The sequence below is a fragment of the Pseudomonas sp. PSKL.D1 genome (assembly GCF_028898945.1).
Lineage (GTDB): Bacteria > Pseudomonadota > Gammaproteobacteria > Pseudomonadales > Pseudomonadaceae > Aquipseudomonas.
The window spans coordinates 3,876,557-3,902,264 of the sequence record NZ_CP118607.1; the positions used below are offsets into that span (position 1 = coordinate 3,876,557).

The 25,708-nt window shown below is 62.8% G+C and carries 26 protein-coding genes; 8 read left to right on the plus strand and 18 right to left on the minus strand.

The genetic code is table 11. The features are described 5' to 3' along the window. Positions 1-29: 29 nt before the first annotated feature. The 12 genes from kdpC to PVV54_RS17265 all read right to left on the minus strand — a co-directional run bounded on the left by kdpC (position 30) and on the right by PVV54_RS17265 (position 10,735). Positions 30-584, minus strand: coding sequence for a potassium-transporting ATPase subunit KdpC (kdpC, locus tag PVV54_RS17210; RefSeq protein ID WP_274906416.1), 555 nt, complete (start codon positions 582-584; stop codon positions 30-32). 10 nt (positions 585-594) lie between these two features. After that, a complete protein-coding gene (gene kdpB / locus PVV54_RS17215; RefSeq protein ID WP_274906417.1) occupies positions 595-2,649 on the minus strand; it encodes a potassium-transporting ATPase subunit KdpB in 2,055 nt (684 codons plus the stop codon). A 10-nt stretch (positions 2,650-2,659) separates the two neighbouring features. Further along, on the minus strand, positions 2,660-4,354 hold the full coding sequence (gene kdpA, locus PVV54_RS17220) for a potassium-transporting ATPase subunit KdpA (protein WP_274906418.1): 1,695 nt from the start codon (positions 4,352-4,354) through the stop codon (positions 2,660-2,662). 9 nt (positions 4,355-4,363) lie between these two features. Further along, positions 4,364-4,453, minus strand: a complete 90-nt coding sequence (gene kdpF, locus PVV54_RS17225) for a K(+)-transporting ATPase subunit F (RefSeq protein ID WP_033696222.1) — start codon at positions 4,451-4,453, stop codon at positions 4,364-4,366. A gap of 212 nt (positions 4,454-4,665) precedes the next feature. Then, entirely contained in the window at positions 4,666-5,712 is a 1,047-nt protein-coding gene (locus tag PVV54_RS17230) for an AI-2E family transporter (protein WP_274906419.1), read from the minus strand. A 12-nt stretch (positions 5,713-5,724) separates the two neighbouring features. Beyond that, complete coding sequence (locus PVV54_RS17235; RefSeq protein WP_274906420.1) at positions 5,725-6,519, minus strand: DUF4892 domain-containing protein; 795 nt, start codon at positions 6,517-6,519, stop codon at positions 5,725-5,727. A 109-nt stretch (positions 6,520-6,628) separates the two neighbouring features. Next, positions 6,629-7,483 carry an alpha/beta hydrolase gene (locus PVV54_RS17240; RefSeq protein WP_274906421.1) on the minus strand — a complete coding sequence of 285 codons (855 nt, stop codon included), beginning with the start codon at positions 7,481-7,483 and terminating at the stop codon, positions 6,629-6,631. Further along, positions 7,480-8,268 (minus strand): alpha/beta fold hydrolase, encoded by a 789-nt coding sequence (locus tag PVV54_RS17245; RefSeq protein WP_274906422.1) that lies wholly within the window; start codon positions 8,266-8,268, stop codon positions 7,480-7,482. Before PVV54_RS17245 ends, PVV54_RS17240 begins: the two co-directional genes overlap by 4 nt. A gap of 93 nt (positions 8,269-8,361) precedes the next feature. Further along, entirely contained in the window at positions 8,362-8,748 is a 387-nt protein-coding gene (locus PVV54_RS17250) for a hypothetical protein (RefSeq protein ID WP_274906423.1), read from the minus strand. Positions 8,749-8,897: 149 nt separating this feature from the next. Then, on the minus strand, positions 8,898-9,350 hold the full coding sequence (gene sixA / locus PVV54_RS17255) for a phosphohistidine phosphatase SixA (protein ID WP_274906424.1): 453 nt from the start codon (positions 9,348-9,350) through the stop codon (positions 8,898-8,900). Then, the gene (locus PVV54_RS17260) at positions 9,347-9,694 is read right to left on the minus strand and encodes a DUF4389 domain-containing protein (RefSeq protein WP_274906425.1); all 348 of its coding nucleotides are present in this window, start codon (positions 9,692-9,694) and stop codon (positions 9,347-9,349) included. The genes sixA and PVV54_RS17260 overlap by 4 nt, the downstream gene beginning before the upstream one ends. A gap of 15 nt (positions 9,695-9,709) precedes the next feature. Then, on the minus strand, positions 9,710-10,735 hold the full coding sequence (locus tag PVV54_RS17265) for an NAD(P)H-dependent glycerol-3-phosphate dehydrogenase (protein WP_274906426.1): 1,026 nt from the start codon (positions 10,733-10,735) through the stop codon (positions 9,710-9,712). A gap of 317 nt (positions 10,736-11,052) precedes the next feature. Between PVV54_RS17265 and PVV54_RS17270 the strand changes: the two genes are divergently transcribed. The 6 genes from PVV54_RS17270 (at position 11,053) to fabB (ending at position 18,602) form a co-directional block, all read left to right on the plus strand. Beyond that, positions 11,053-11,535: a hypothetical protein gene (locus PVV54_RS17270; protein ID WP_274906427.1), complete on the plus strand. Its 483-nt coding sequence runs from the start codon at positions 11,053-11,055 to the stop codon at positions 11,533-11,535. Between the two features lie 144 nt (positions 11,536-11,679). Continuing rightward, complete coding sequence (locus PVV54_RS17275; protein WP_274906428.1) at positions 11,680-13,827, plus strand: TonB-dependent receptor plug domain-containing protein; 2,148 nt, start codon at positions 11,680-11,682, stop codon at positions 13,825-13,827. After that, positions 13,827-14,717, plus strand: coding sequence for an ABC transporter substrate-binding protein (locus PVV54_RS17280; protein WP_274906429.1), 891 nt, complete (start codon positions 13,827-13,829; stop codon positions 14,715-14,717). The genes PVV54_RS17275 and PVV54_RS17280 overlap by 1 nt, the downstream gene beginning before the upstream one ends. Beyond that, the gene (locus tag PVV54_RS17285; protein ID WP_274906430.1) at positions 14,714-16,645 is read left to right on the plus strand and encodes an ATP-binding protein; all 1,932 of its coding nucleotides are present in this window, start codon (positions 14,714-14,716) and stop codon (positions 16,643-16,645) included. The genes PVV54_RS17280 and PVV54_RS17285 overlap by 4 nt, the downstream gene beginning before the upstream one ends. A 209-nt stretch (positions 16,646-16,854) precedes the next feature. Beyond that, positions 16,855-17,370, plus strand: a complete 516-nt coding sequence (fabA, locus tag PVV54_RS17290; RefSeq protein WP_274906431.1) for a 3-hydroxyacyl-[acyl-carrier-protein] dehydratase FabA — start codon at positions 16,855-16,857, stop codon at positions 17,368-17,370. A gap of 11 nt (positions 17,371-17,381) precedes the next feature. Further along, on the plus strand, positions 17,382-18,602 hold the full coding sequence (fabB, locus tag PVV54_RS17295; RefSeq protein ID WP_232883896.1) for a beta-ketoacyl-ACP synthase I: 1,221 nt from the start codon (positions 17,382-17,384) through the stop codon (positions 18,600-18,602). Positions 18,603-18,743: 141 nt separating this feature from the next. Here the strand turns inward: fabB and PVV54_RS17300 are convergent, their stop codons facing one another. After that, the gene (locus PVV54_RS17300; protein ID WP_274906432.1) at positions 18,744-19,748 is read right to left on the minus strand and encodes an amidohydrolase family protein; all 1,005 of its coding nucleotides are present in this window, start codon (positions 19,746-19,748) and stop codon (positions 18,744-18,746) included. Positions 19,749-19,864: 116 nt separating this feature from the next. Here PVV54_RS17300 and PVV54_RS17305 point away from each other — a divergent pair, with 116 nt between their 5' ends. Then, a complete protein-coding gene (locus PVV54_RS17305; protein WP_274906433.1) occupies positions 19,865-20,728 on the plus strand; it encodes a pirin family protein in 864 nt (287 codons plus the stop codon). A 31-nt stretch (positions 20,729-20,759) separates the two neighbouring features. Here the strand turns inward: PVV54_RS17305 and PVV54_RS17310 are convergent, their stop codons facing one another. The 4 genes from PVV54_RS17310 to PVV54_RS17325 all read right to left on the minus strand — a co-directional run bounded on the left by PVV54_RS17310 (position 20,760) and on the right by PVV54_RS17325 (position 24,489). After that, complete coding sequence (locus PVV54_RS17310; RefSeq protein WP_274906434.1) at positions 20,760-21,485, minus strand: dienelactone hydrolase family protein; 726 nt, start codon at positions 21,483-21,485, stop codon at positions 20,760-20,762. 61 nt (positions 21,486-21,546) lie between these two features. After that, on the minus strand, positions 21,547-23,451 hold the full coding sequence (htpG, locus tag PVV54_RS17315) for a molecular chaperone HtpG (RefSeq protein WP_274906435.1): 1,905 nt from the start codon (positions 23,449-23,451) through the stop codon (positions 21,547-21,549). A gap of 70 nt (positions 23,452-23,521) precedes the next feature. Next, the gene (locus tag PVV54_RS17320; protein ID WP_274906436.1) at positions 23,522-24,004 is read right to left on the minus strand and encodes a PaaI family thioesterase; all 483 of its coding nucleotides are present in this window, start codon (positions 24,002-24,004) and stop codon (positions 23,522-23,524) included. Further along, the gene (locus PVV54_RS17325) at positions 24,001-24,489 is read right to left on the minus strand and encodes a PaaI family thioesterase (protein WP_274906437.1); all 489 of its coding nucleotides are present in this window, start codon (positions 24,487-24,489) and stop codon (positions 24,001-24,003) included. The genes PVV54_RS17320 and PVV54_RS17325 overlap by 4 nt, the downstream gene beginning before the upstream one ends. 141 nt (positions 24,490-24,630) lie before the next feature. On the opposite strand from PVV54_RS17325, the gene PVV54_RS17330 reads away from it, so the two are divergent. Continuing rightward, positions 24,631-24,906: a hypothetical protein gene (locus PVV54_RS17330; protein WP_274906438.1), complete on the plus strand. Its 276-nt coding sequence runs from the start codon at positions 24,631-24,633 to the stop codon at positions 24,904-24,906. A gap of 67 nt (positions 24,907-24,973) precedes the next feature. Here the strand turns inward: PVV54_RS17330 and PVV54_RS17335 are convergent, their stop codons facing one another. After that, on the minus strand, positions 24,974-25,705 hold the full coding sequence (locus tag PVV54_RS17335; RefSeq protein WP_274906439.1) for a DUF599 domain-containing protein: 732 nt from the start codon (positions 25,703-25,705) through the stop codon (positions 24,974-24,976). Positions 25,706-25,708: the final 3 nt, after the last annotated feature.

Consider the following 25,708-nt stretch of genomic DNA (forward strand, 5'->3'; position numbering starts at 1 on the left):
CCGGCGCCCCGGCAAGGCCGCTCCCACAATCAGCGTGGTGCCAGACGTTCCACGGCTTGGTTCAGGGCCAATACGTTGACCACCGGCGGGCCGACCAATGGGCGCAGAGTGGCCCCTTCCACCAGCGCTTGCAAGCGCTCTGCCGGGATCTGCCGGGCGGCCGCCACACGGGGGATCTGATACGCCACGGCCTCGGGGGGCAGGTGCGGATCCAGGCCGCTGCCGGAGGTGGTCAGCAAGGCCTGGGGCACCGGGCCCTGCTGCGCCTGATAAAGCGCTGCTGCGTCAGTTCTTACCCGCTCGGCCAAGGCCGGGTTGCTCGGCGCCAGGTTGCTTGCGCCGCTGGCGACGGTGGCGTAGGCGCCTGCCGAGGGGCGTGAATGGAACCAGCCATCGCCTTTGAACTCCTGGGCGATGAGTGCCGAACCACGCACCTGGCCCCGGTCATCGCGCACCAGGCTGCCGTTGGCCTGATCGGGGAAAACCACCTGCGCTACACCGGTCACCGCCAAGGGGTACAACGCGCCGGTGATCAAGGTCATCAGCAAGGCCAGGCTCAGTGCCGGGCGTACATAGCTATTCATGTCAGTCTCCTCAAACCAGGTGCAATGCGTTCAGCAACAGGTCAATCAGCTTGATCCCGGCAAACGGCACAATGATGCCGCCCACGCCGTAGATCAGCAGGTTGCGCCGCAACAGGTGCGCCGCGCTCGCCGCCTGCACGCGCACACCGCGCAGCGCCAGCGGGATAAGCACGATGATGATCAGCGCGTTGAACACGATGGCCGAGAGGATCGCGCTCTGCGGGCTGGCCAGCTGCATCAGGTTGAGCACGCCCAGTTGCGGGTAGATGGCGGCGAACAGCGCTGGCAGGATGGCGAAGTACTTGGCCACGTCGTTGGCGATGGAGAAGGTGGTCAACGCGCCTCGGGTCACCAGCAGCTCCTTGCCCACCTGCACCACATCCAGCAGCTTGGTGGGGTCGCTGTCCAGGTCGACCATGTTGGCCGCCTCGCGCGCGGCCTGGGTGCCATCGTTCATGGCCATGCCCACGTCTGCCTGGGCCAGTGCCGGTGCGTCGTTGGCGCCGTCGCCGCACATGGCCACCAGGCGGCCGTCGTTCTGCTCCTGGCGGATGCGCGCCAGTTTCTTCTCTGGCGTGGCTTCGGCCAGCACGTCATCGACACCCGCTTCGGCAGCAATCGCTGCGGCGGTGAGCGGGTTGTCGCCGGTCACCATCACGGTGCGGATACCCAGCTTGCGCAGTTCGGCGAAGCGCTCGCGGATGCCCGGCTTGACCACATCTTTGAGGTGAATCACGCCAAGCAGGCGCTTGTCGACGCACACCAGCAGCGGCGTGCCACCGCTTTGGGCAATGCGCTCCACTTCCCGAGCCAGGGCCTGCGGCATGTCCAGGCGTTGCATGCCGACGAAGGCCAGCACGGCATCGACGGCGCCCTTGCGGTAGCGGTGCTGCTGCAGGTCGATACCCGACAGGCGTGTTTCGGCGCTGAAGGCGATGGCGTCGTACTGCCCGGCAGCCGGCTCGGCGAAGTCGTGCAACTGGCGCAGGTACTCGACGATCGACTTGCCTTCGGCGGTGTCATCGGCCAGCGAGGCCAGTAACGCACCCTCCCCCAGTTCCTTGGCCGTTACGCCAGGCGCGGCATGCAGGGCGCTGCAACGGCGGTTGCCGAAGGTGATGGTGCCGGTCTTGTCGAGCATCAACGTGTGCACGTCCCCGGCCGCTTCCACGGCGCGGCCAGAACGTGCGATCACGTTCAGCCGCACCAGGCGGTCCATACCGGCGATGCCGATGGCCGACAGCAGGCCGCCGATGGTGGTGGGGATCAGCGTTACCAACAGGGCGGCGAGGAAGATCAATGGCAGCTCGCCACCGGCAAAGCGGGCGAACGGCTGCAGGGTCACCACCACGATCAGGAAGATCAGGGTCAGGCCGACCAGCAGGATGTCGAGGGCAATTTCGTTGGGGGTTTTCTGGCGCTTGGCGCCTTCGACCAGGGCGATCATGCGGTCCAGGGTCGATTCGCCCGGGTTGGTCGTGATGCGAATCAACAACCAGTCGGACACCAGGCGAGTGTTGCCAGTGACGGCCGAGCGGTCGCCGCCGGACTCGCGGATTACCGGTGCGGACTCCCCGGTAATCGCCGCCTCGTTAACCGCCGCGATGCCTTCGAGCACTTCGCCGTCACCGGGAATCAGCTCACCGGCGACCACTTTGACCACGTCGTCCTTACGCAGCTGGCTGGCGAGCACTTTCTCGAAGCCGCCCGACGCAGTGCGACGCATGGCCATCAGCCCTTGGCTGCCTGCTTTAAGGCTGTCGGCGCGGGCCTTGCCGCGGCCTTCAGCGAGGGCTTCGGCGAAGTTGGCGAACAGCACGGTGAACCACAGCCACACGGCAATCTGCACGGCAACACCGGTGCTTACACCGCTGCCGGGGGCAAAGCACAACAGCGTGGTGAGGACGGCGGTCAGGGCAACCACCAGCATCACCGGCGAGCGCTTGAGCTGACGCGGGTCGAGCTTGACGAAGGCCTGTACCAGCGCCGGGCGCCAGAGTGCGGCGAAGTGGGTCTGGTCCTTGGCGCCATGCGGGGCCTTTACTTCAGGAATGGGCATGTTCATGGTGTGCTCCTCAGAAGCCCAGGCTCAGGTGTTCGGCGATCGGCCCGAGGGCCAGGGTCGGCAGGAAGGTCAGGCCGCCCACCAGCAGGATGGTCACCACCAGCAAGGTGGCGAACAGCGGGCCGTGGGTGGGGAAGCTGTTCAGCCCCTGCGGTGCGGTTTTCTTCGCCGCCAGGCTGCCGGCCAAGGCCAGGATCGGCAGGATGTAGCCGAAGCGGCCGATCAGCATGGCCAGGCCAATCATCACGTTGTGGTACACGGTGTTGGCGCCAAAGCCGGCGAACGCCGAACCGTTGTTGGCAGCGCCCGAGGTGTAGGCGTAAAGCAACTGGCTGAAGCCGTGGGCACCGGGGTTGCTCACCGCACCGGCCGGGCCGGGCAGGCTGGCGGCCAGGGCACCGAGCACCAGCACGCCTACCGGCATCACCAGCAGGGTGGCCACCAGCAGCTGCACTTCACGCGCCTGTAGCTTTTTGCCCAGGTATTCCGGCGTACGGCCGATCATCAGGCCGGCCAGGAACACGGCAATCAGCACAAACAGCAGCATGCCGTAGAGGCCCGCGCCCACGCCGCCGAAAATCACCTCGCCGAGCATCATGTTGACCATGGCGACCATGCCGGTGACTGGGTTGAGGCTGTCGTGCATGGCGTTGACCGAGCCGTTGGAGGCGGCAGTGGTGGTCACCGTCCACAGCACCGAACCGGTGGTACCGAAGCGGCTTTCCTTGCCTTCGAGCGGCGGCACCTGTTGCACCTGGGCGTTTTCCAGCGCCGGGTTGGGCTGGTACTCGGCATACAGCGCGGTACCGCCGCCGATCAGGAACAGGGCCAGCATGCAGGCCATGATGGCGCGGCTCTGGCGCAGGTCCTTGACGTAGTGGCCGAAGGTGAACACCAGCGCGGCCGGGATCAGGATGATCGAGGCCAGCTCGAACAGGTTGCTCCAGGCGGTCGGGTTCTCGAACGGGTGCGCCGAGTTGACGCCGAAGAAGCCGCCGCCGTTGGTGCCCAGTTGCTTGATGGCAATCTGGCTGGCGGCCGGGCCGAGCGGGATGGTCTGGTCAGCGCCTTGCAGGGTAATGGCATGGGCATAGTCAGCGAAGGTTTGCGGCACGCCCTGCCACACCAGCAGCAACGCCAGCACCAGGCAAAGCGGCAGCAGGCCGTAAAGCGTGGCGCGGGTCATGTCTGCCCAGAAGTTGCCGAGGGTGGTGGTGGAACGACGGGCGATACCGCGCGCCAGGGCAACCAGTACAGCCAGGCCGGTGGCGGCGCTGACGAAGTTCTGCACGGTGAGGCCCAGCATCTGGCTCAGGTAGCTCAGCGACGCTTCGCCGCTGTAGGCCTGCCAGTTGGTGTTGGTGACGAAGCTCACCGCCGTGTTGAAGGCCAACGACCATTCCTGGCCGGGCAGGTGTTGCGGGTTCAGCGGCAGGTAGCCCTGCAGCAGCAACACGGTAAACAGCAGGATGAAACCGGCGAGGTTGAACGCCAACAGGGCCAGCAGGTATTGCTTCCAGTCTTGCTCCTGTTCGGCCCGTACCCCGGCCACGCGATAGCAGCCCCGCTCCAACGGGCCGAGTATGGGGGTAAGCCAGGTACGCTGGCCTTCCATGACCTTGTAGTAGAACCGGCCCAGCAAAGGTGCCGGCACCAGCACCAGGGCGAAGAACGCCATCAGCAGTGCGAAATCGTAACTGTGCATGGCCGCTCCCTAGCTGCGATCGGCGCGCAGCAGCGCCACCAGCAGGTAAACCGCCAAGGCCACTGCCAAGAGCAGTGACAGACCGTCGAGCATGTACATGAGTGGAACTCCCCGTTGTGCGGCGTGGGCCGCTTTGGGGGAATTGTCGGAGGGAGGGGTGTAAAGGGGCGAGATCGAGGGGGTGGGGTGGGAATAAAGAATGCGTAAAGATGGGGGGTTTGTAGTGTTTGTGCCGGCCTCATCGCGGATAAATCCGCTCCTACAAGGGGCGGTGTAGGAGCGGCTTTAGCCGCGATGAGGCCGGTGCAGGTTTACGACTGGACCTGCCCCGAATTGCGGCTCCAGTCCAGCAACAGGCTATACCCCACGGCCAACAAGGTCGGCCCGATGAACAACCCGATGAAGCCAAAGGCAATCAACCCGCCAAACACCCCCAGCAACACGATCACCAGGGGCAGGTTACCGCCCCGGCTGATCAGGTAAGGCTTGAGCACGTTGTCCACGCCACTGATCACGAAAGTGCCCCAGATGCCCAGGAACACCGCCATGCCGTACTCGCCCTGCCACACCAACCAGGCGGTGGCCGGTATCCACGCCAGCGGCGGGCCCATCGGGATCAGGCTAAGCATGAAGGTCACCAGGCCCAGCACGATCGCGCCCGGCACACCGGCGATGAGAAACCCGATCAACGCCAGCAAGCCTTGGGCCGCCGCCGTGCCGATCACCCCGTTCACCACGCGCTGCACGGTCCCGGCCACTAGGTCCAGATAGTACTCGGCACGCTCCCCCACCAGGCGGTTGAGCAGGCGCAGCACAAAGGCCGCCAGCCGTGGCCCATCGCGGTAGAAGAAGAACACGAACACGATGCTCAGGGTCAGCTCCAGCACCCCACTGCCGATTTGCGCACTGCGCGCCAGCAACCAATTGCCGACCTGGCCGAAGTAAGGCTTGATCGACGCCAGCAGCGCGGCACCCTGTTGGTCCAGCGATTGCCACCAGCTGACCAGCCGCTCACCGACAAAGGGAATGCCACCCAGCCACTCCGGCGCATCGGGCAGCCCGTCCACCTGCACATCGCGCACGAAGGCGGTGGCATCGCGGATATGGTCGGCCAGGTTGAACCCCAGCCACACCAGCGGCAAGGCCACGATCAGGATCCAGGCGGTGGTCAGCAGGCTTGCCGCCAGCGTTTCGCGCCCGCCCAGCGCTCGCGTCAGCAGGCGCATCAGCGGCCAGCTGGCAAACGCCAGAATGGCACCCCACAGCAAGGCGGAAATAAACGGCGCCATCACCCACAGGGCCGCGCCGAGCAAGGCCAGCAGCAGGATCTGGATCAGCAGGCGGTCATTGTTGGCCATGGCGGTGCTCGTTCAACGGATCAGCTCCAGGTGCAGGCCATCGGTTGGCGCGCTGCCCACTTCAAGGCGGTTGCTGCGCACACCGGCCTGTACCAGTTGCTCGCGCCAGGCTTCGGCTTGCTCACCGCTGAGGCTGGCGCGCAGGGTGCTGTCGAGGTTCAGGCTGCGGCCCAGCAACGTCACCCAGGCGGGTTGCGGGGCTTTCAGGTCCGGGTAGTCGAGCTTGCCGGTGTCGCGCATTTCGCGCAGCACCGTGGCGGCGGTGGGCAGCAGGTCGCCCAGCGGGCTGCTGGCGACGAACTCCTCCACATGCAGGTAGGCGCGGCGGTTGCCACGGGTGACGCTATACAACGCCACCAGGGTGTCGGCCTCCTCGGCGGAGCGGCGTAGCAGGATGAACGCCTGCTGCTCGTCACCGCCATTGAGGCGGGCATTGGCGAATACGTCGTTGGCCCACAGGCTGGCTTCGCCGCAGTCGCGGCCCTGGCACCAGAACAATGGGTAACCGCCGTCGCGCTGCAGTTCTTCGCGTGCACTGGTGAAGGCTTCACGCGCGGTGCGCTCGACAGGCAGCTCGTAGGTAACCGAACTGACCTGGCCACGGCTTTCCACCTTGTCCTCGACGCGCAGGCGGCCACTGATCTTGCGCAGCGGGCCCATGGGGTAGATGCGCTCCTGCTCCACGGCCGGGCGCTGGTCGACCACTTTGGCGTCCACGGGCACCGGCAGGCTACCGGCCCACAGCAACGGGCTGGCAAACGCCAGGCAGGCGGCGAGGGTGGTACGGATGGAAACGGGCGCGCTCATTGGCGGCCCATGCGGCGCCCAGCGCCGAAGTGAAGCTCCAGGATGTCTGGCAGTTGCATGGTTGTCTCCCTGTTCAACCCGCCAAGCCTCGACACTTGCCCGGTGCAAGTCAAGCAAAGCCAAAGAAGCGATTGAAACAGTCTGCGACAAGGGCCGCGCCCTGTTCATCGTTAAGGTGCAGGTGATGCCCACCGGGCAGCACCGTTTGCTCGAAGCGTAGCTGCTTCAGCAGGCCGGTGTTGCGGGCCAGCATGCCATCGGCCGCCACCACCAGGCTGGCCGGGCATTTCACCCCCTTTACGTAGGCCATGGCCTGCCCCAGGGTCAGGCGCACGGGCGATGGCAAGGTCAGGCGACTGTCGCTGCGCCAACTGTACCCACCTGGCACTGGCATCAGGCCACGTTGGGCGAGCAGCTCGGCAGCTTCACGGCTGACGGCGACCATGCCGTTCATACGCGCTTTCACACCCTCCTCCAAGGTCGGGTACACCGTTTTGCGCTTGCCATCCATGCGCAGCTGGGCTTGCAGCGCCATGCCCAGACGATCCCCGGCGTCCTGCTCGGCACCGGTTGGTGGAATCACGCCATCGATCAAGGCCAGGTGGCTGACCCGCTCCGGCAAGGCACCCGCCAGCTGCACCGAGATAATCGCACCCAGCGAATGCCCCAACAGGGCAAACCGCTGCCAGCCCATTTGCTCAGCCACCCGGAGCACGTCATGGGCATAGTCGGCCAGTGCATACCCAGCCCCCAATGGCCGGTGCCCGGAGTAACCATGCCCGGCAAGGTCAAGGGCGATAATACGCAGCCCTTTGAGGCGTGGCGCCAGCCTGGCAAAGCTGTTGGCGTTGTCCAGCCAGCCATGCAGGGCAATCACCGGCATGCCATCCTCCGGGCCGAACAGGTGCGCGGCCAGTTCGATATGGCCCAGCGTGAGGCGCACCTCTTCAACCTGCGCGCTCATGCCTGGCTCCAGCGATCGAAAAGGCCTTTGATCAGGCTTGCAGTATCGCAGGGCCGCTCCAGAGGAAACATGTGGCCGCCCGGTACACTGTGATACTCACCTCTGGGCATGCCGCGCACGGCCAACGCATGGTGGCGGCGAATCACATTGCTGCGGTCACCACGCACCATCGCCAGCGGTACTTGAAGCTGTCGCGCCGGTGCCGGGCTGGCATGGGGAATGCTGCGGTAGATGCTGATCTCGGTGGCCGGGTCGAAGCGCAGGCGTAGCCCCTCTTGCGCCTCCTCCAAACCATGTTCCAGATAAGCCTCCAGGCAGTCGGGATCAAAATGCCGGAACAGGTGCTTGCTGGCAAAATAGGCCCGGGCGCTGTCGCGGTCGGCAAATGCCTCTCGCCGCCCCAAGGTACGCCCTGCCGGGGTAATACGGTCAATGAAGCCAAAGCGCTTGGCGGTGCGCAGCAGCCATTGGTCTGCGCGGGTCAGCACGGGTGAATCGAGCATGACCACGCCGCGGTAATACTCAGGGCGGCGCAAGGCAGCGTGAAAGTGCAGCACGCCGCCCAACGAATGGCCAACGCCCCACACCGGCGCTTGCTGCCGGGCCAGATGGTGCAGCAGTTCATCCACCAGATTCTGCCAGTTCTCGTTTACCGGAAAACGCGGATCATGGGCATGTTGCACCAAGTGTTCAACTTGATAGTCCGGCGCCAGTGCGGCGAACAGCTTGCCGTAAGTAGCCGACGGGAAACCGTTGGCATGGGCGAAGAAGATCTGCTGCGACATGGCGCCAGTTCCGGAGCTGGAATGATGGCCTATTGTCGGCATGCTGATCGCGTTCGGCAATGTCCGTAAAGGTCATCGACGAGGGCTAACAGGTCATCCGTGCTGTGTGAAATCGGCCATGGAGCGGTCAAGGCATGCCTGCATATACGCCAGCTGGCTCTCCAGCACCTCCCGGGCCAGCCCTTGGTCCTCGTGCTCCAATTGCAGACGACGCAGGGCAAGGCAACTGCTTTGCAGCAGATGTGCCATGCGCACACAAGCATCCTGCAGCTCGTACAGGTCATTTTCGAGAGGGAGCGCCAGAGCCTGCCCAGGGCCAGACTTCTCTCGGATCTTGCCCATCAGGCGATAGAGCTTGGCATCGGTCGCATCGCGTAGCAGGCTGTAATGGGCAAAATCCAGTACATGCCGATTCTGCACTTTCTGCAGCGTTGTCTGCATATCCAGAGAACTTAACAAATCACGTAGCCAGACACTCATGCACCACTCCCTGCACTGCTGAAAGCCGTTTTCCTGACCCCACGCTAGCAACAGGTGGGCAGCAGCGACAACTGACAAAAATGCTAGTTTCGCAGGCTAACGATTTACAGCATCATCTGTGCCGCTCCCTCTACGGGTGTGGTACAGGGTCATGCGTGATTGATGCAGCACAACGTCATCGAAGCCATCAACACTGCCGCCCCTTCCAGCTCTGCCAAGCTGGCAGTACTCATCCCTGGCCCCTGCCGATGGCCGTCCACCAACATCCCCACCAGGCAACTTACCAAAGGCTGGTGGCTCACCAGCAATACATGTTCCAGCCCCAGCCGCTCGACCTGATCGATGACTTCCCGCACATCACTGTCCGGCGTCAGCCAAGGCACCGTGCGCACCGGCTCGGCAAAACCCAGCGTGTCATGCACGATCGCCGCCGTCTGCTGCGCCCGCACATACGGGCTGGCAATAATCGCCTGCAGCGGCTGCCCCATTAACCGGGCAGCACTGTGCAGCACCTGCTCGCGCCCATGGGCGGTCAGGCGGCGCTCGGCATCGCTGTTGGCCCGAGGCTCCGCCTCACCATGGCGCAGCACCCACAGTTTCACAGCTTGGGCTCCTCATCGCGCACCGGGTGTGGCGCGGGGGCCACGGCATGGGGCGGCTCGCCTTCCGGTGCGCGCGGCGTGGGCCAGTCGGCGAACGGCCAGGGTTTGCTGTCGGTGTGGAAGGTGCCGAAACGGCCAATCTGCGCCAGGTACTGGCTCAGGCTGTCGCCGAAGTTCATCAGGCTGCCACTGGGGGCGCCGTAGATCACCCGGTAGACCAGCTGCACCAGCACCAGCCCGCCCAGCAGGATTTCGGCCAGTTGCCAGACGATCAGGAACACCAGCATCCACAACACACGCAGGATGATCGACTCGCGCTGGGCGCGCTCGGGGGTATCGTTCATGGCTTGCTCCTTCAATCAATTGAAACCGCTGGTGGAAATGAAGTCGACGTCTGTTTTGGGCTCGGCGCGCATAAGCCGCTCGATCACCTGGTTCAGCGTGCGGCCTTCGAACAGGATGGCGTGCAGGCCGGCCACCAGCGGCATGTAGACCTGTACTTCTTCAGCTTTGGCCTTGAGCACCTTGAGGGTGTTGACGCCCTCGGCCACTTCGCCCAGGCGATTGACCGCCTCCTCAAGGCTCAGGCCCTGACCCAAGGCGTGACCGACCTGATAGTTGCGGCTCTTGGGCGAAGAGCAGGTGACGATCAAATCGCCGACACCGGCAAGCCCCAGGAACGTCATCGGGTTGGCACCCTGGCTCACGGCAAAGCGGGTCATTTCGGCCAACGCGCGGGTAATCAGCATGCTCTTGGTATTCTCACCCATGCCAAGCGCCACGGCCATGCCGGCGATGATGGCATAGACGTTTTTAAGCGCGCCGCCCAGTTCGACGCCGAAACGGTCACTGCTGGCATAGACCCGGAAGGTGCGCCCGTGCAGCACGGCCTGCACGCGCTGGCAGAGGTCTTCGTCTTCACTGGCGACCACGGTGGCGGTCAGCGCATGCTCGGCGATTTCACGGGCCAGGTTCGGGCCGGACAGCACACCGATACGGGCCTGCGGGGCGATTTCTTGGAGGATCTGGCTCATCAGCTTGAAGCTCTGCGCTTCGATGCCCTTGGTCAGGCTGACCAGGCATTTGCCGCGCAACAGCTCGGCATGCGGCGCCAGCACGCTGCGCAGGGCGCTGGAGGGCAGCGCGACAAAGATCAGGTCGCTGTAGTTCAGTGTGGCCAGCAGGTCGCTGACCGGCTCAACGCCCTCCTGCAGGCCGATACCCTTCAGGTAGCGGGGGTTCTCGCGGTTGGTGCGCATCGCCTCGGCCTGCTCGGGGTCGCGCATCCATTGGCGCACGGGCACGCCGTTCTCGGCCAGCAGGTTCGCCACGGCGGTGCCGAAGCTGCCGCCTCCCAGAACTGCAACAGGTTGCTGTTCAGTCATAACTCAGTCCGTTCAAGCCAAAATGTAAGTGGCGACAGGGGCATTATACGGAGCAGCGGGGATAGAGCCAGCATCAACGACGTGAGCCAGACCACTCGGTTTGACGCTCACCAACGCGGGTACTCAGCGGCGCGTGCACAAGTCGAGCAATCGCTTTTCTTCAGCCGAAGAAAAGCGATGCATGTCAACTGGCAAATGTATTGGTTTTTGTATTATTAATTTGGCACGGCTCGATAAACACCTAGCATTTTTGTCAGTTTAAAATCAAAAGCTCTGCCTTTAACCTAAAGCCCCACACACAAAGCAGGGCAACTGAAATGACCAACACCACATGTACCCTGGAAGACTTCAGCAGCATTAGCAGTCAAACTGAAATCGAGGAAGGGCTCGAACTAAAACTGCCAGGGCTGACTGTCCTGGCCTGGAGAAAACCATGCTATATCGATAACTCACCGGAATGGGATGGCCTCAGCGGATACCATCTTGGGATAGAGTTTTTCGGCACCGTGGACTTGGACCTCAAACAGGCTGCCTATGAGATCAGTTTCGCCTTTGTCTGCGGGAGTTCAGCTCCAAGTAAACTTAAAGTCGAATTTTATTCCGACCTGGGGGGCACAACCCTCATCAGCACACAGGAGACTATGCCGAGCGCTCAGAACTTAGGTTTGTTCAGCAGCGGCGTACTAAACACACCGTTTCTCAAGGTCAGAGTCATCACGCCCGAATCAGAAGCCCTTAAAACCAATGCCTGGCTCGATGACATTGTGGTCCGTAGCAAGCCCGCTCTGAAGTCCAAGTAAACGTCTCCAACTTTTTGATATCTCTGCCCAGCGTCGTAGTCGACTGCCGCTAACGGTAAATCCTTAGCGCTCCCGGACGCTCTTTCCCTGTCAAATTCATCAGGCCGCAGACCTCCACTGGCAAAACCCCCACAGTCAGTTACCATGCCTGTTTCAACTCTGATACAAGGCCGTATCGTGTTCCCAGGCACGCCCCCCTACCCTCGCCTGCTGTTGCTGACTGCCCTGCTCGGCGGCCCGGTCATGGCCGACGACCTGTTCACCGACAACACCGACCTGCCACAGGTACTGACCGCCACGCGCCTTAAACAATCCCCGGCCGCAGTGCCCGGCAGCATGACCGTGCTAGACAGCGAGCTGATCCGCGCCAGCGGCGCCCGCGACATCCCCGAGCTGCTGCGCCTGGTGCCGGGCATGATGATCGGCTACGGCGCCGGCAACCAGCCAACGGTCAACTACCACGGCAGCAACGTCGAACAGGCCCGGCGCATGCAGGTGCTGATCGATGGCCGCTCGGTGTACCGCGCGGGCCTGGCCACGGTGGACTGGAGCGACATCCCGGTCGCCCTGGAGGACATCGAACGCATCGAGGTGTTCCGCGGCCCCAACACCGTCAGCTACGGCGCCAACGCGCTGATGGCGGTGGTCAACATCCTCACCCGCAACCCGGCCGACAGCCACGGCACGCGCATGAAGCTGACCCGCGGCCAGGATGGCATCGACGACTATTACCTGAGCCACGGTGAAGGCTGGGACGGCGGTGACATGCGCCTGTCGGTGTCGGGCCAGAAAGACGACGGTTTCGACACCAATCAGCTTGGCCAGGACTACCGCGACAGCCGCCGCCTGAACCGCTTCAACCTCAGCGTCAACCACACCCTGGCGCCGAACCAGACCCTGGAATGGCAACTGGCGGCCAAAGAAGGCAGCAACCAGCGCCCCTACACCTACCAGCCGGTGTTCCCCTTCGTCACCGAAAGCGGCAACAATGCCGACGTCAACGCCAAGGATTACGCAGGCTCGGTGCGCTGGAACATCGATTTCAACCCCGAGCACAGCCTGTACGTGCAGGGCTCGGCCCAGCATTTCGACCGCCAGCAGGTGTGGCGCGCCTGTGACGCCGCGCTGGCGTTCAGCCCGGAGTTGACCCGCCTGTGGCAGCTCAACCCCAACTTTGCCGAGCAGGTGGCGCGCGGCGCCAACAATCCGCCCAGCAGCAGCAACCCCGAGGAACAGGCGCTGGTCAACGCGATTCGTGACCAGTGGAACAACCAGGGCGGCAGCAACGTGGTGTGCGGCGACGTGGACCAGAGCACCCGCGAAACCCGCTATGACCTGGAAGTCCAGGACACCCTGAGCCTCACCGACAGCCTGCGCCTGCTAAGCGGCATGAACTTCCGCTATGATCGCGCCGACTCGGCAACCTATTTCGACGGCAGCCTGGATGACCAGACCTGGCGCTTGTTCGGCCAACTGGAGTGGCGTGCCGACGAGCACTGGATTGTCCAGGGCGGCGCAATGTTCGAGGACTCGCAACTGTCGGGCAGCTCACTGACCCCGCGCATGGCGGTGAACTACCTGATCACCCCACGCCACGGCCTGCGGGCAGTGTATTCCGAGGCGGTGCGCTCGCCCGACATGTTCGAGAACAACGTCAACTGGAGCTACACGGTCAGGAACCTGACCCCACCCGCCTTCGGCCAGCAGCACGGCGAATACTTCGTCAAGACACGCGGCCCGGGCAACCTCGACCAGGAACGCATGCGCTCCCGTGAGCTGGGCTATAACGGCCAGTTCAGCGACATCGACCTGAACATGGATGTGAAGCTGTTCTACGACGAGATCACCGGAATGATCAGCGAACCGTTGCGCAACAACCAGTACATCGCCAGCAACGCCAACAAGGCCCGCTTCAGCGGCAGCGAGGTGCAGCTGGACTGGCGCCCCACCCGGCGCGACCGCCTGCGCTTCACCTACGCCTACGTCGACGCCTGGGCCAGTAACCCGGCCGACAGCGCCAATACCGCGCGCAACAGCGGCTCGGCAGGCTGGATGCGCGAGTGGGGCGGCGGCTGGTCCAGTGCAGTGTTCTACTACGGCGACGATGCGCTGAACGAATACCGCTACGAGCGCGTAGACCTGCGGGTTGCCAAGCGTTTTCGCATTCAGGGCAGCAACCTGGAGCTGGCTGCGTTGTGGCAACAGCGCCTGGATGACGAACCGATCACCACCGCCGACAACCGGTACGACAGCCGTCACCGCCTGAGCGTGAGCGCGGAGCTGGAATTCTGATGGCCCTACTGCTGCGCCTGCTGCTGTTCTGCCTCTGGCCACTGGGGTCGCTGTCCGCCAGCGAAATCCTGTTGGTCGGCGGTGATGACCAGCCCGGCATCCGCAGCTTCGTCGCGGCACTCGAAAGCCGCCGCAGCCATGATCAGGTGCGGTTCCAGACCGTCGCCGAACTGCCCCGGCCTGGCCAGCTGAAAGCCGACCAGCGCCTGATTCTGCTTGATAGTGCCGCGCTGGAGTGGCGCCTGGCAGAAAGCGCCGGCCCGCCTGCCCTGGCCATGCGCATCAGCCGGGTGCAGGCTGAGCAACGCCTGGGAAAGTCCCGCCCTGCATTCCTGACCTTGCTCTGGAGCGACCCGCCGCTGGCGCGGCAACTGCGCCTGGCCCGCTACCTGCTGCCCCAGGCCCAGCGCATTGGCGTGCTGTATGGCCAACACAGCCACTTCTTGCTGGACGAACTGCGCTTGGCCGCCCGTTCGCTGGGCCTGGAAATCGTCGCCCAGGACTGGGACGACCCACGTGACAGCCGCCCCCTGCAGCACCTGCTGGGCAACAGCGACGTGCTGTTGGGCCTGGACGATGCCGACTTGTACAACTCCAAGACTGCCAAAAACCTGCTGCTTAGCAGCTACGGCCGGCAAATGGCACTGATCGGCCCCAATGCCGGCTTTGTGCGTGCCGGTGCTTTGGCCAGCACCTACAGCGACCAGGACGACTGGCTGGCGGTGCTGGACCAGCTGCTCGACCACCCGCCCGCGCGCTGGCCGCGCAGCCTGTACCCGGCCCGCTTCGGTGTCAGCGGCAACCAGCAGGTGGCGCGTGCACTGGGCCTTGAGGCCATCAACCCGGACGCCGCCGCCAAGGCGCTTGCCGAAGGAGAACCCACCCCATGAGCACTCGCATGAGCTGGGACATCCACACCCGCACCCAGATCATCAGCCTGGGCCCCGCACTGCTGCTGACCTTGCTGCTGATCAGCTTCTTCACCTTCGTACGTATTCAGGACTTGCGACAGGAGCTGAACCACACCGGGCAACTGATCGCCAACCAGCTGGCCCCGGCATCGGAGTATGGGGTGATCTCCGGCAACAACGAAGTGCTTGAAGGCCTGATGCGCGCCACGCTGAGCATTCCCCATGTGCGCTTCCTGGAGGTGCAGGACAGCCGCAACCACATTCTGGTGTACGTCGAGCAGGCCGACGAAAGCGCCAACCGCGCACAGCGCGTGGAGGTGTTCCAGGCGCCGATCCGCCTGCAGCAAATCCGCCTGGATAGCGACTTCCTGCAACAGGGCAAGGCGGCAACGCCGGCCATTGGGGACGATTACCTGGGCCGGGTGATCGTGGGCATGTCGGACGACGCCTTCAGCCAGCGCCAGCAGGAAATCGTCATCAAGGCCGGCATCCTGGCGCTGTTCGCCCTGCTGTTCACCTTCTTGCTCGCGCGCCGCCTGGCCATGAGCCTGGCCAAGCCGATCAGCGACATGGGTCACGCAGTAAAGGCCATTCAGCAAGGGGAATACAACGCGCCGCTGCCGGTGGTCGATGACAGCGAACTGGGCCACCTGGCGCGCCACATCAACAACCTGGCCAGCGCGCTGGAACAGGCCAGCGCCGAGCAGAAGCAAGCCATCGCCCAGCTCATCCAGGCGCGTGAAGAGGCCGAGCAGGCCAACGGCGCCAAGTCGGAATTCCTGGCCATGATGAGCCACGAATTGCGCACGCCCATGAACGGTGTGCTGGGCATGCTGCAACTGCTGGAAACCACTCAACTGACCAGCGAGCAGGCCGACTACACGGCAGTGGCCAGCGAGTCTACCGGGCACCTGCTGAAGGTGATCAACGACATTCTCGACTTCTCGCGCATCGAACGCACCACCCTGCAACTGGAGCACATCGACTTCAACCTTGGCGAAATCATTGCCAGCAGCGTGCAGTCGTTCCAGCACAGCGCCCAGCAGCGGGGCCTGGATCTGCAACTGCAACTGCCGGCCGACGCCGAACCCCCGGCGGTCAATGGCGACCCCACCCGCATCCGCCAGATTTTGCTCAACCTGATCGGCAATGCGCTGAAGTTCACGGAACACGGCCAGGTTCAGGTGGTGGCTCGCTGGCAGGCGCTCGACCGGCAACTGCTGTGGCTGACCTGCAGCGTGCGCGACACGGGCATCGGTATCGACAACGAACGCCTGGAAATGATGTTCGTCGCGTTCCAGCAGGCCGACAGCTCGATCTCCCGGCGCTACGGCGGCACCGGCCTTGGGCTGTCGATCGCCCGCACCCTGGCCGAACGCATGGGTGGCAAACTGCGTGGCGAGAGCCGGGTGGGTTCGGGGTCGACCTTTACCCTGGAGATGCCGCTGGCCCTGGCCAGCGTCGAACCGGCGCCCCTGCCTGGCGCGCAGGCGGAGGCTGCCCCGTTGAACGAGGGCGAGCGCATCCTGCTTGTGGAGGACAATCCGGTCTATCAAAGCGTCATCGAAGCCATGTTGCGCAGCCTGGGGCTTGAAGTCAGCATTGCTCACGACGGCCTGCAGGCGGTGGAACAGGTCAGCCAGCAGCGTTTTGCCGCCATTTTGATGGATTGCCGCTTGCCCGAGATGGACGGCTACGAAGCCACCCGGCACATCCGCCTGCTGCCCAACGGCGGCGAGCTACCGATCATCGCCTTGACGGCCAATGCCTTGCAGGGTGACCGTGAGCGCTGCATGGCCGCCGGCATGAACGATTACCTGAGCAAACCCTTCCGCCGCACCGATTTGCAGCGGGTATTGCAACGTTGGTTGCCCGGCCAGGCAGCCGCGACTGGCGATAAATGCTAAAGTGCGGCAGTCTTAAACACTGGACAGGACCTTCGTCGGCCCTGAAAATAGACGTTTCAGTGCACACCTGTACTTCTTTCGCCAGGTGCGCTGTGACTTTCACCACAACGCAATAGTCTACCTGTAGGCTGCCGCCCCGTAAGTCGACGTACCACGGGCCGGCCGGGAAGATTCATCCCCTGCCCACAGGGGGTTATTGAGGAGCTCGCATGACCAAACAACACGCCTTTACTCGGGAAGACCTGCTGCGCTGCAGTCGCGGTGAGCTGTTCGGCCCAGGTAATGCGCAACTGCCCGCGCCGAACATGCTGATGGTCGATCGCATCACCCATATCAGCGAAGAAGGCGGCAAGTACGGCAAAGGTGAATTGGTCGCCGAGCTGGATATCACCCCGGACCTGTGGTTTTTCGCCTGCCACTTCGAAGGCGACCCGGTAATGCCGGGCTGCCTGGGCCTTGACGCCATGTGGCAGCTGGTCGGCTTCTTCCTCGGCTGGCAAGGCCTGCCGGGCCGTGGCCGTGCGCTGGGTTCGGGCGAAGTGAAATTCTTTGGCCAGGTATTGCCTACCGCCAAGAAAGTCACCTACAGCATTCACATCAAGCGCGTCCTGAAGGGCAAGCTGAACATGGCCATCGCCGATGGCTCGGTCAGCGTCGACGGCCGCGAGATCTACACTGCCGAAGGCCTGCGGGTCGGCGTGTTCACCTCCACTGACAATTTCTAAGGGTTATTCGCATGCGCCGCGTCGTTATCACTGGTCTGGGCATCGTATCGTGCCTGGGCAATGACAAAGCTACCGTCACCGAAAACCTGCGTAACAGCCGTCCGGGTATCCGTTACAACCCGGAATACAAGGAAATGGGGCTGCGCAGCCAGGTTTCCGGGTCCATCGACCTCAACCTCGAAGAACTGATCGACCGCAAGGTTTACCGCTTCGTCGGCCACGCGGCTGCCTACGCCTACCTGGCGATGCAGGACGCCATCAAGGATGCCGGCCTGACCGAAGAGCAGGTTTCGAACCCGCGCACCGGCCTGGTGGCCGGCTCCGGCGGCGCTTCGACCCTGAACCAGATGGAAGCGCTGGACACCCTGCGTGAGAAGGGCGTCAAGCGCGTGGGCCCATACCGTGTCACCCGCACCATGGGCAGCACCGTGTCGGCGTGCCTGGCTACCCCGTTCAAGATCAAGGGCATCAACTACTCGATCTCGTCGGCCTGCGCCACCTCGGCACACTGCATCGGTACCGCACTGGAGCAGATCCAGTGGGGCAAGCAGGACATCGTCTTCGCCGGTGGCGGTGAAGAAGAGCACTGGAGCCAGTCGTTCCTGTTCGATGCCATGGGCGCCCTGTCGACCAAGCGCAACGAAACCCCTGAGCTCGCCTCGCGCGCCTACGACGCCGACCGTGATGGCTTTGTCATCGCTGGCGGTGGCGGCATGGTGGTGGTCGAGGAGCTGGAACACGCCCTGGCCCGTGGCGCCAAGATCTACGCTGAAATCGTCGGCTACGGCGCGACTTCCGACGGCTACGACATGGTCGCACCGAGCGGCGAAGGCGCCATCCGCTGCATGCAGCAGGCCCTGAGCACCGTCGACACCCCGATCGACTACCTGAACACCCACGGCACCTCCACCCCGGTTGGCGACGTTGCCGAGATGAAAGGTGTGCGTGAAGTGTTCGGCGACAAGGCACCGAAGATCAGCTCGACCAAGAGCCTGTCGGGCCACTCGCTGGGCGCCGCTGGCGTGCACGAGGCGATCTACTGCCTGCTGATGATGGAAAACAACTTCATCGCCGGCTCCGCCAACATCGATGAGCTGGACCCTGAGGTCGCCGACCTGCCAGTACTGCGCAAAACCGAAGAAAACGCCAAGATCGACACGGTCATGAGCAACAGCTTCGGCTTTGGTGGCACCAACGCTACCCTGGTGCTCAAGCGCTGGGAAGGCAAGTAAGGTTTAGCTGCTGTAATCAAAACGCCCCGACTGGTTCGGGGTGTTTTTTTGTGTGGCCTGTGCTGGCGTCTCGCGGATAAATCCGCTCCTACACGGTCCTTGTAGGAGCGGATTTATCCGCGAGACGCCCGCACAGGCAACTCACCTCCCCTTTGGCAACACCGCCAAAAAGTTATCCCTTGCCACCTTTTTGGCCACATCTTCAGGCAACGCATCCAGAAACGGCTTGAACCCATTCATCTGCTCACCCACGCTGCCAAACCGCCCCACCACATCCGACCCCAGCATGAACCTGTCCGGGTGCTTTTCCACCAAAGCCACCCACCCCTTGCGCGGCACGCCTTTGTCATCCAGCAAGTACGGCTCCAGCACACTCCACGAAAGATCCACATACAAATTCGGGTAATCCGCCAGCAACCGGCTCAGCACGGGCAGCAAAAAATCCATCTGCGTCTGGTGCCGGTGAATTTCCATGCTGCTGCCGGCATGCGCCCAAATGAAGCGGGTGTGCGGGTGATTGCGCAGCGGCTCTTCGATCTCTGCCAAGTACAGCGGGTTGCGCTCGCGCTTGGAAGTGATGTTGGAATGCACCAGCACCGGCATGTCGCGCTCAGCGGCCAGGTGGTAGATACGGGTCATGGCTTCGTTGTTGGCGCGCGGGGTATCGCCGCTGGTGAGGGCTGTCAGGTCATCGTGGCGGGTGAACACTTCGCCGATGCCCTGCCACAACCCGGGGTACAGTTCGAGCATGCGCTCGATGTGGGTCACCGCATTCTTGTCCACCGGATTGAAGCCTGTCAGGAACGGGTGAAACCGCCGCCGTTGTTCGGCAGGCAGTTTTTCAAGGGCTGCTGCCACGTAGGTATCCGTGGCGCTGTACCAATAGGCGTCGGCATCGTCGCCGGCGTAATAACGCGGGCGCTTGGGTTCGTCTTCATGCCATTTCTTGGCCACCGGGATGCCGGAAATCATCGAGTGCTCGATGCCGGCCTGGTCCATGGCCTTGATCAGCGCAGGCATGCCCTCGGTTTCCTGAAAGAAGTCCACGTAGTGCAGGTGAGCGTCGCTGTAGCGGTAGTCACGCGCCTGGGCGGCCTGACACAAACAACCGGACAACAGCATGCAGGCCAATGCTCGGGCAATCATCGGGCAGCGTCCTCTGATGGATAAGAACAGGGTAGACCGGCAGCGCGACGTAGCAGTTCAGCCACGCCAGGCAACCCGTTATGCTGTAGGCCTTCCCGCCAACACCGGAGCCCGCCATGAGCAGCCCCCTGGTCATCCGCCCACGCGCCGAATCGGTCGAGGGGCAGCCGATTTTGCGCCCACTGCCGTCGGCCCAATGCCGCAGTGTCGGGCCATTCGTGTTCTTCGATCACATGCTGGAAACGGACTATGCGCCCGGCCATGGCATGGACATCCGCCAGCACCCGCACATCGGGCTTTCAACGCTGACCTACCTGTTTGAAGGGGCGATCCTGCACAAGGACAGCCTCGGGTCGGACCAACGCGTGCTGCCAGGGGATGTGAGCTGGATGACGGCCGGCAAAGGTGTCGCACATGTGGAGCGCACGCCCGAAGATGCGCTGGCCCACGGCTCGCGCCTGCACGGGCTGCAGGTATGGCTGGCCTCGCCGCAGGCGCTTGAGCAGGGTGAGCCGCAGTACAGCCACCACCCGGCAGCGAGCTTGCCGGTCAGCGATAGCCTGGGCGTGCGCATCTGCATGATTGCGGGTAGCGGCTTTTGCCTGGAATCGCCGGTGCCGGTGCAGTCCCCTACCCTGTATGCGCATGTGGCGATGCAGCCGGCGACCACGCTGCTGGTGCCTGACGAACATGCGCAGCGGGCGCTGTATGTGCTTGATGGCGAATTGAAGATGGACGATGAGGACGTCGAGCCCTGTAGCCTGGTGGTGTTGCCGGAGGGGGAAACGGTGACGCTGTATGCCGAAGGGGAATGCCAACTGGTGCTGATTGGTGGCGCGCCGCTGGATGGGCCGCGGCGGATGAACTGGAATTTTGTGGCCAGCGACCAGGAACTGATTGAGCGGGCCAGGGAGAGGTGGGCGGCAGGGGATTGGCCAAGCGTGCCAGGGGAGATTTCGAGGATTGAGTTGCCTCGATGACCGCTGGGGCTGCTTTGCAGCCCCATTACTGTCAACCGTGGAACACTTCGCCCAGCAGGTTATGCATCGCCCGGAACGCCCGCTCCGAGGTCCGGCGGTCATACTGCATCTTGCCCGGCACATTGGCATGCGGGTCGGTGAACGAATGCACCGCGCCGCCGTAGCTGACCAACTGCCAGTCGACCTTGGCCGCGTTCATCTCGGCTTCGAACGCCGGCAACTGCTCGCTCGGCACCAGTGGGTCGGACGCGCCATGCAGCACCAGCACCGAGCCCTTTATGCGTTTGGCATCTTCCGAGTTCGGGGTGTCCAGCGTGCCGTGGAACGACACCGCAGCCTTCAGGTCAGCGCCGGTACGCGCCAGTTCCAAGGCACAGCAACCCCCGAAGCAGAAGCCAAAGGTGGCCACCTTGCCAGGCTCCAGCAAAGCCCTGGACTGCCCTAGCAACTGCGCCAACGCTTCCTGCATGCGCTTGCGCAGCTCGCCACGGTCGTTCTTCAGCGGCATCATCGCCGCCCCGGCCTCGTCGGCATTGGACGGGCGCACCGATTGGCCGTACAGGTCGGCAATCAACACCACATAACCCTTCTCGGCCACTTCCTTGGCGATGCGCTCGGCACCTTCGCCAATGCCCATCCAGTTAGGCGCCATCACCAGCCCCGGCTTGGGCAGCGCGCCCGGCTCGTAAACCAGGCGGCTCTCGTAGGTTTTGCCAGCCAGGTGATAAACCAGCGACTCGACGATTACCTTGCTCATCAGCACTCCTTAAGGCTCACCATTAAAAAAGCCCGCCGAAGCGGGCTTTCCTTGCATCAACTCAAGCAGACAGTTCGACCAACAGCTTGTTCAGGCGACGAACGTAGGCTGCCGGGTCTTTCAGGCTGTCACCCGCGGCCAGTGCGGCCTGATCGAAGAGAATGTGCGACAGCTCGGCAAAGCGGTCTTCGCTCTGCTCGTTGTCCAGCTTCTCTATCAGCGGATGGGTTGGGTTGAACTCGAAGATCGGCTTGGAATCCGGCACTTTCTGGCCGCTGGCTTCCAGGATCTGACGCATCTGCAGGCCCAGGTCCTGCTCACCGATGGCCAGAATCGCCGGCGAGTCGGTCAGGCGGTGGGAAACACGCACCTCGGCAACGCTGTCACCCAGCGCACCCTTGAGGCGCTCGACCAGGCCTTCCTTGTCCTTGGCGACTTCTTCCTGGGCCTTTTTGTCTTCTTCGGAATCCAGGTTGCCCAGGTCCAGGTCGCCACGGGCGACGTCGACAAAGGCCTTGCCATCGAATTCGTTCAGGTAGCTCATCAGCCACTCGTCGATGCGGTCGGTCAGCAGCAGTACTTCGATGCCTTTCTTGCGGAAGACTTCCAGGTGCGGGCTGTTCTTGACCTGCGCGTACGACTCGCCGGTGAGGTAGTAGATCTTGTCCTGGCCTTCTTTGGCGCGGGCCAGGTAATCAGCCAGGGCAACGCTCTGCTCGCCGCTGTCGTCCTGGGTGGAGGCAAAGCGCAGCAGGCCGGCGATTTTCTCTTTGTTGGCGAAGTCCTCGGCCGGGCCTTCCTTCAGCACCTGGCCGAAGTTTTTCCAGAAGCCCTTGTACTGCTCGGGCTCGTTCTTGGCCAGCTTCTCCAGCATGTCCAGCACGCGCTTGGTCAGCGCGGTTTTCATCGAGTCGATGATCGGGTCTTTCTGCAGGATTTCGCGCGACACGTTCAGCGACAGGTCGTTGGAGTCCACCACGCCCTTGATGAAGCGCAGGTACAGCGGCAGGAACGACTCGGCCTGGTCCATGATGAACACGCGCTGCACGTACAGTTTCAGGCCGCGTGGCGCCTCGCGCTGGTACAGGTCGAACGGCGCGCGGGCCGGCACATACAGCAGCGAGTTGTATTCGAGCTTGCCTTCGACCTTGTTGTGGGCCCAGGCCAGCGGGTTTTCAAAGTCGTGACCGATGTGCTTGTAGAACTCCTGGTATTCCTCGTCCTTGATCTCGGTACGCGGGCGGGTCCACAGCGCGCTGGCGCGGTTGACGGTTTCCCACTCCTGAGCCGGCTTCTCTTCGCCTTCGGCGGCTTCCTGTTCTTTCGGCAACTCGATAGGCAGGGCAATGTGGTCGGAGTACTTCTTGACCACGTTGCGCAGGCGCCAGCCATCGGCAAACTCCTGCTCGTCCTTTTTCAGGTGCAGGACGATACGGGTACCGCGCTGTGGCTTCTCGACGGTGGCAACTTCGAAGTCACCCTCGCCCTTGGACGACCAGTGCACACCCTGCTCCGCAGGCTGGCCGGCACGACGGCTATACACGTCGACCTTGTCGGCGACGATGAAGGCCGAATAGAAGCCCACACCGAACTGGCCGATCAGGTGCGAATCCTTCTTCTGGTCGCCGGTGAGGTTTTTCATGAAGTCGGCCGTGCCAGACTTGGCGATGGTGCCCAGGTGGGCGATCACATCGTCGCGGCTCATGCCGATGCCGTTGTCCTCGAGGGTGACGGTGCCGGCGTCCTTGTCGAAGCTCAGGCGAATTTTCAGATCGGCGTCGCCCTCCAGCAGCTCAGGCTTGGCCAGCGCTTCGAAACGCAGCTTGTCCGCGGCGTCGGAGGCGTTGGAGATCAGCTCACGCAGGAAGATCTCCTTGTTCGAGTACAGCGAATGAATCATGAGGTGCAGCAGTTGCTTCACCTCGGTCTGGAAGCCCAGTGTTTCCTTTTGTGTTTCCACAGTCATGGTCTTCGAAACTCCGATCTGATGGCAGGTGGCGCCCGGCAGCCGATTCGGCCTGCTTGAGTGGCGGATGTCATGCAGATGGGGGCTGCCCGGATGATTTCAAGGGCTTTTCCGGTTCTATCTTGAAATGTGCACGGGCGGTGGCGATGGGTGATTGACGGTCGCCCTGCCAGGCGGTGATGGCAACATTGGTCACCCGCCGGCCCTGGCGCCACAGCTGGCACTGCGCGTACGTGTCGCGGTAGTGCCCGGCGCGCAGGTAATCGATGGAAAAATCGATGATCTTCGGAATGCTCGCGCTTTCGCTGTAGATCAACAGGTACAACGCAGCCGACAGCTCCATGAAACCGGCGATCACACCCCCATGGATGGCCGGCAGCAGCGGGTTGCCGATGTTGTCCTCGCTGGCCGGCAGGCGGAACAACAGGTCATCGCCCTGGCGCTCGCACTGGATGCCGATCAGGCCGGCATAGGGGATAAGCGCCAACAGCGGCTGGTAGTCACCCACGGCGTGGGCCTCATTGAGGCGCTTGCGCACATCCTGCGGAATCATGCGTCACCTGCCTTGAGGCTGTTGCCGAAGCGGATACCGCCCTTTATCTCCTGCCCCAGGCGCATGAAGGTGCCTACCACCTGGCAAATCGGCTGGCTGGGGTCGTCCTGATAGGCGCTGCCCCGCGTGAAGATCACGTCGCGGGTCACCCGATAGCATTGGGCATGGCCGTAGATCGGCTTGCCCGCCTCGGCCGGGTGCATGTAGTCGATGCGCAGGTCCAGAGTCGGGCAAACCTCGAAGCGTGGCAGTACGCACAGCGTGGCCATGCCGCAGGTGGTGTCCATCAGTGTGGTCAGTGCCCCGCCATGCACGGCCCCCGTTTGCGGGTTACCGACGATGGCTGGCGACCAAGGCAGCATTAATGTCATGCCGTCAGCATCTGCATGGGCCACTTGCATCTGCAACAACTGGCAATGTTTGAGCGCCGATAGAAATCGCTCGGCCATGGCCATCAAGCTTGTATCGCTCTTCCCTGCTTCCATGATCAACACCGCTGCGGCATAAAATTAATAAAAAGTCTATACAGGGCAATGCTTTATATATCTGCAACATTCGTGGAACTTATCCCGCACCGCTGAACTCGAAGGAACAAGTCAGTTATTCCACCAAGGAGAAACACCCCCATGCGTAAACCATTTGCTTTTGCTCTGATGCTGGCTGCTGCCATGGGCCTGGCTGCTTGCGATAAAGCGAGCGAAGACAAAGCCCAAGACGCACAGCAACACGCCGAGCAAGCCCAGGAAAAGATGGGCGAAGCTCAGGATAAAATGAACGACGCTGCCAAGGAAAACGCCGAAGCCGCCAAAGATCAGGCCGAAGCCGAGCAGAAGGCCGCTGAAGAAGCCGCACCGGCTACTCCGGCTGCGCCTGTTACCCCGGCCGAGCCTGCCAAGCAGTAATCGCGTTAAACAAAAAAACCCGACAACGTCGGGTTTTTTTGTGCCTGTTACTTGCAGGTTAAACGTTTCAGGAATTAACCGTTTCTGCCGGGCTACTTTCCGTTGGGGTGAACACCATGACATCCAATACATCGGAATGGAATTCGCGACGGTAAAGAATCAGTACAACCCCCACACTCGTCACCATGAACAACCAGGGGCTGATGAACCACGTCAGCATGGCCATGCCGAAGTAATATGAACGCAGGCCGAAGTTGAACTGGTTTGCAGCCAGTGACAATACCCGCGCCGCCCTCGAAGCAAATGCCTTGCGCTCCAGCTCATTGACCAGTCGCTCGCCGATCATCGGTGCAGAACCTACCAGCACGGCTGCGAAGTTGTACTGGCGCATGCACCAGCTGAAGGTGAAGAACGCATAGACGAACACCGCTGCCAGGCACAGCAACTTGATCTCCGACATCCCTTGAGAGGCCTGTTGCACCAGTGGCAAATCGGCCAGCAATGACAGCGCGCGGTCCGACGCACCCAGCACGGTGAGGATACCGGCCAGGATAATCAGCGTACTGGACGCGAAGAACGAGGCGTTGCGCTCCAGATTACCGATCACACTGGCGTCGGCGATACGGTTGTCGCGCAGCAACATGCGGCGCATCCAGTCTTCACGGTACAGGTGCAGTACGCTGGCCAGGCACGCGGTGTCGCGGCCTTTCCAGATGGCGTAGCGGGTGTAGCCGCCCCAGCACAGGGCGAACCAGCAGAGGGCCAACAGGTTGCTGAGGTTGTTCTGGATGAAGTTCATGCA

What these genes read in the sequence shown, in the direction of transcription:
- fabA (WP_274906431.1), top strand. Translation starts at nt 16,855, where the DNA reads ATGACCAAACAACACGCCTTTACTCGGGAAGACCTGCTGCGCTGCAGT.
- PVV54_RS17275 (WP_274906428.1), top strand. Translation starts at nt 11,680, where the DNA reads ATGCCTGTTTCAACTCTGATACAAGGCCGTATCGTGTTCCCAGGCACG.
- fabB (WP_232883896.1), top strand. Translation starts at nt 17,382, where the DNA reads ATGCGCCGCGTCGTTATCACTGGTCTGGGCATCGTATCGTGCCTGGGC.
- PVV54_RS17235 (WP_274906420.1), bottom strand. Translation starts at nt 6,519, where the DNA reads ATGAGCGCGCCCGTTTCCATCCGTACCACCCTCGCCGCCTGCCTGGCG.
- PVV54_RS17305 (WP_274906433.1), top strand. Translation starts at nt 19,865, where the DNA reads ATGAGCAGCCCCCTGGTCATCCGCCCACGCGCCGAATCGGTCGAGGGG.
- PVV54_RS17280 (WP_274906429.1), top strand. Translation starts at nt 13,827, where the DNA reads ATGGCCCTACTGCTGCGCCTGCTGCTGTTCTGCCTCTGGCCACTGGGG.
- PVV54_RS17230 (WP_274906419.1), bottom strand. Translation starts at nt 5,712, where the DNA reads ATGGCCAACAATGACCGCCTGCTGATCCAGATCCTGCTGCTGGCCTTG.
- PVV54_RS17285 (WP_274906430.1), top strand. Translation starts at nt 14,714, where the DNA reads ATGAGCACTCGCATGAGCTGGGACATCCACACCCGCACCCAGATCATC.
- PVV54_RS17270 (WP_274906427.1), top strand. Translation starts at nt 11,053, where the DNA reads ATGACCAACACCACATGTACCCTGGAAGACTTCAGCAGCATTAGCAGT.
- PVV54_RS17240 (WP_274906421.1), bottom strand. Translation starts at nt 7,483, where the DNA reads ATGAGCGCGCAGGTTGAAGAGGTGCGCCTCACGCTGGGCCATATCGAA.
- PVV54_RS17300 (WP_274906432.1), bottom strand. Translation starts at nt 19,748, where the DNA reads ATGATTGCCCGAGCATTGGCCTGCATGCTGTTGTCCGGTTGTTTGTGT.
- htpG (WP_274906435.1), bottom strand. Translation starts at nt 23,451, where the DNA reads ATGACTGTGGAAACACAAAAGGAAACACTGGGCTTCCAGACCGAGGTG.
- PVV54_RS17245 (WP_274906422.1), bottom strand. Translation starts at nt 8,268, where the DNA reads ATGTCGCAGCAGATCTTCTTCGCCCATGCCAACGGTTTCCCGTCGGCT.
- PVV54_RS17330 (WP_274906438.1), top strand. Translation starts at nt 24,631, where the DNA reads ATGCGTAAACCATTTGCTTTTGCTCTGATGCTGGCTGCTGCCATGGGC.
- PVV54_RS17320 (WP_274906436.1), bottom strand. Translation starts at nt 24,004, where the DNA reads ATGATTCCGCAGGATGTGCGCAAGCGCCTCAATGAGGCCCACGCCGTG.
- PVV54_RS17335 (WP_274906439.1), bottom strand. Translation starts at nt 25,705, where the DNA reads ATGAACTTCATCCAGAACAACCTCAGCAACCTGTTGGCCCTCTGCTGG.
- kdpB (WP_274906417.1), bottom strand. Translation starts at nt 2,649, where the DNA reads ATGAACATGCCCATTCCTGAAGTAAAGGCCCCGCATGGCGCCAAGGAC.
- kdpA (WP_274906418.1), bottom strand. Translation starts at nt 4,354, where the DNA reads ATGCACAGTTACGATTTCGCACTGCTGATGGCGTTCTTCGCCCTGGTG.
- kdpC (WP_274906416.1), bottom strand. Translation starts at nt 584, where the DNA reads ATGAATAGCTATGTACGCCCGGCACTGAGCCTGGCCTTGCTGATGACC.
- PVV54_RS17260 (WP_274906425.1), bottom strand. Translation starts at nt 9,694, where the DNA reads ATGAACGATACCCCCGAGCGCGCCCAGCGCGAGTCGATCATCCTGCGT.
- PVV54_RS17250 (WP_274906423.1), bottom strand. Translation starts at nt 8,748, where the DNA reads ATGAGTGTCTGGCTACGTGATTTGTTAAGTTCTCTGGATATGCAGACA.
- PVV54_RS17310 (WP_274906434.1), bottom strand. Translation starts at nt 21,485, where the DNA reads ATGAGCAAGGTAATCGTCGAGTCGCTGGTTTATCACCTGGCTGGCAAA.
- PVV54_RS17265 (WP_274906426.1), bottom strand. Translation starts at nt 10,735, where the DNA reads ATGACTGAACAGCAACCTGTTGCAGTTCTGGGAGGCGGCAGCTTCGGC.
- PVV54_RS17325 (WP_274906437.1), bottom strand. Translation starts at nt 24,489, where the DNA reads ATGGAAGCAGGGAAGAGCGATACAAGCTTGATGGCCATGGCCGAGCGA.
- kdpF (WP_033696222.1), bottom strand. Translation starts at nt 4,453, where the DNA reads ATGTACATGCTCGACGGTCTGTCACTGCTCTTGGCAGTGGCCTTGGCG.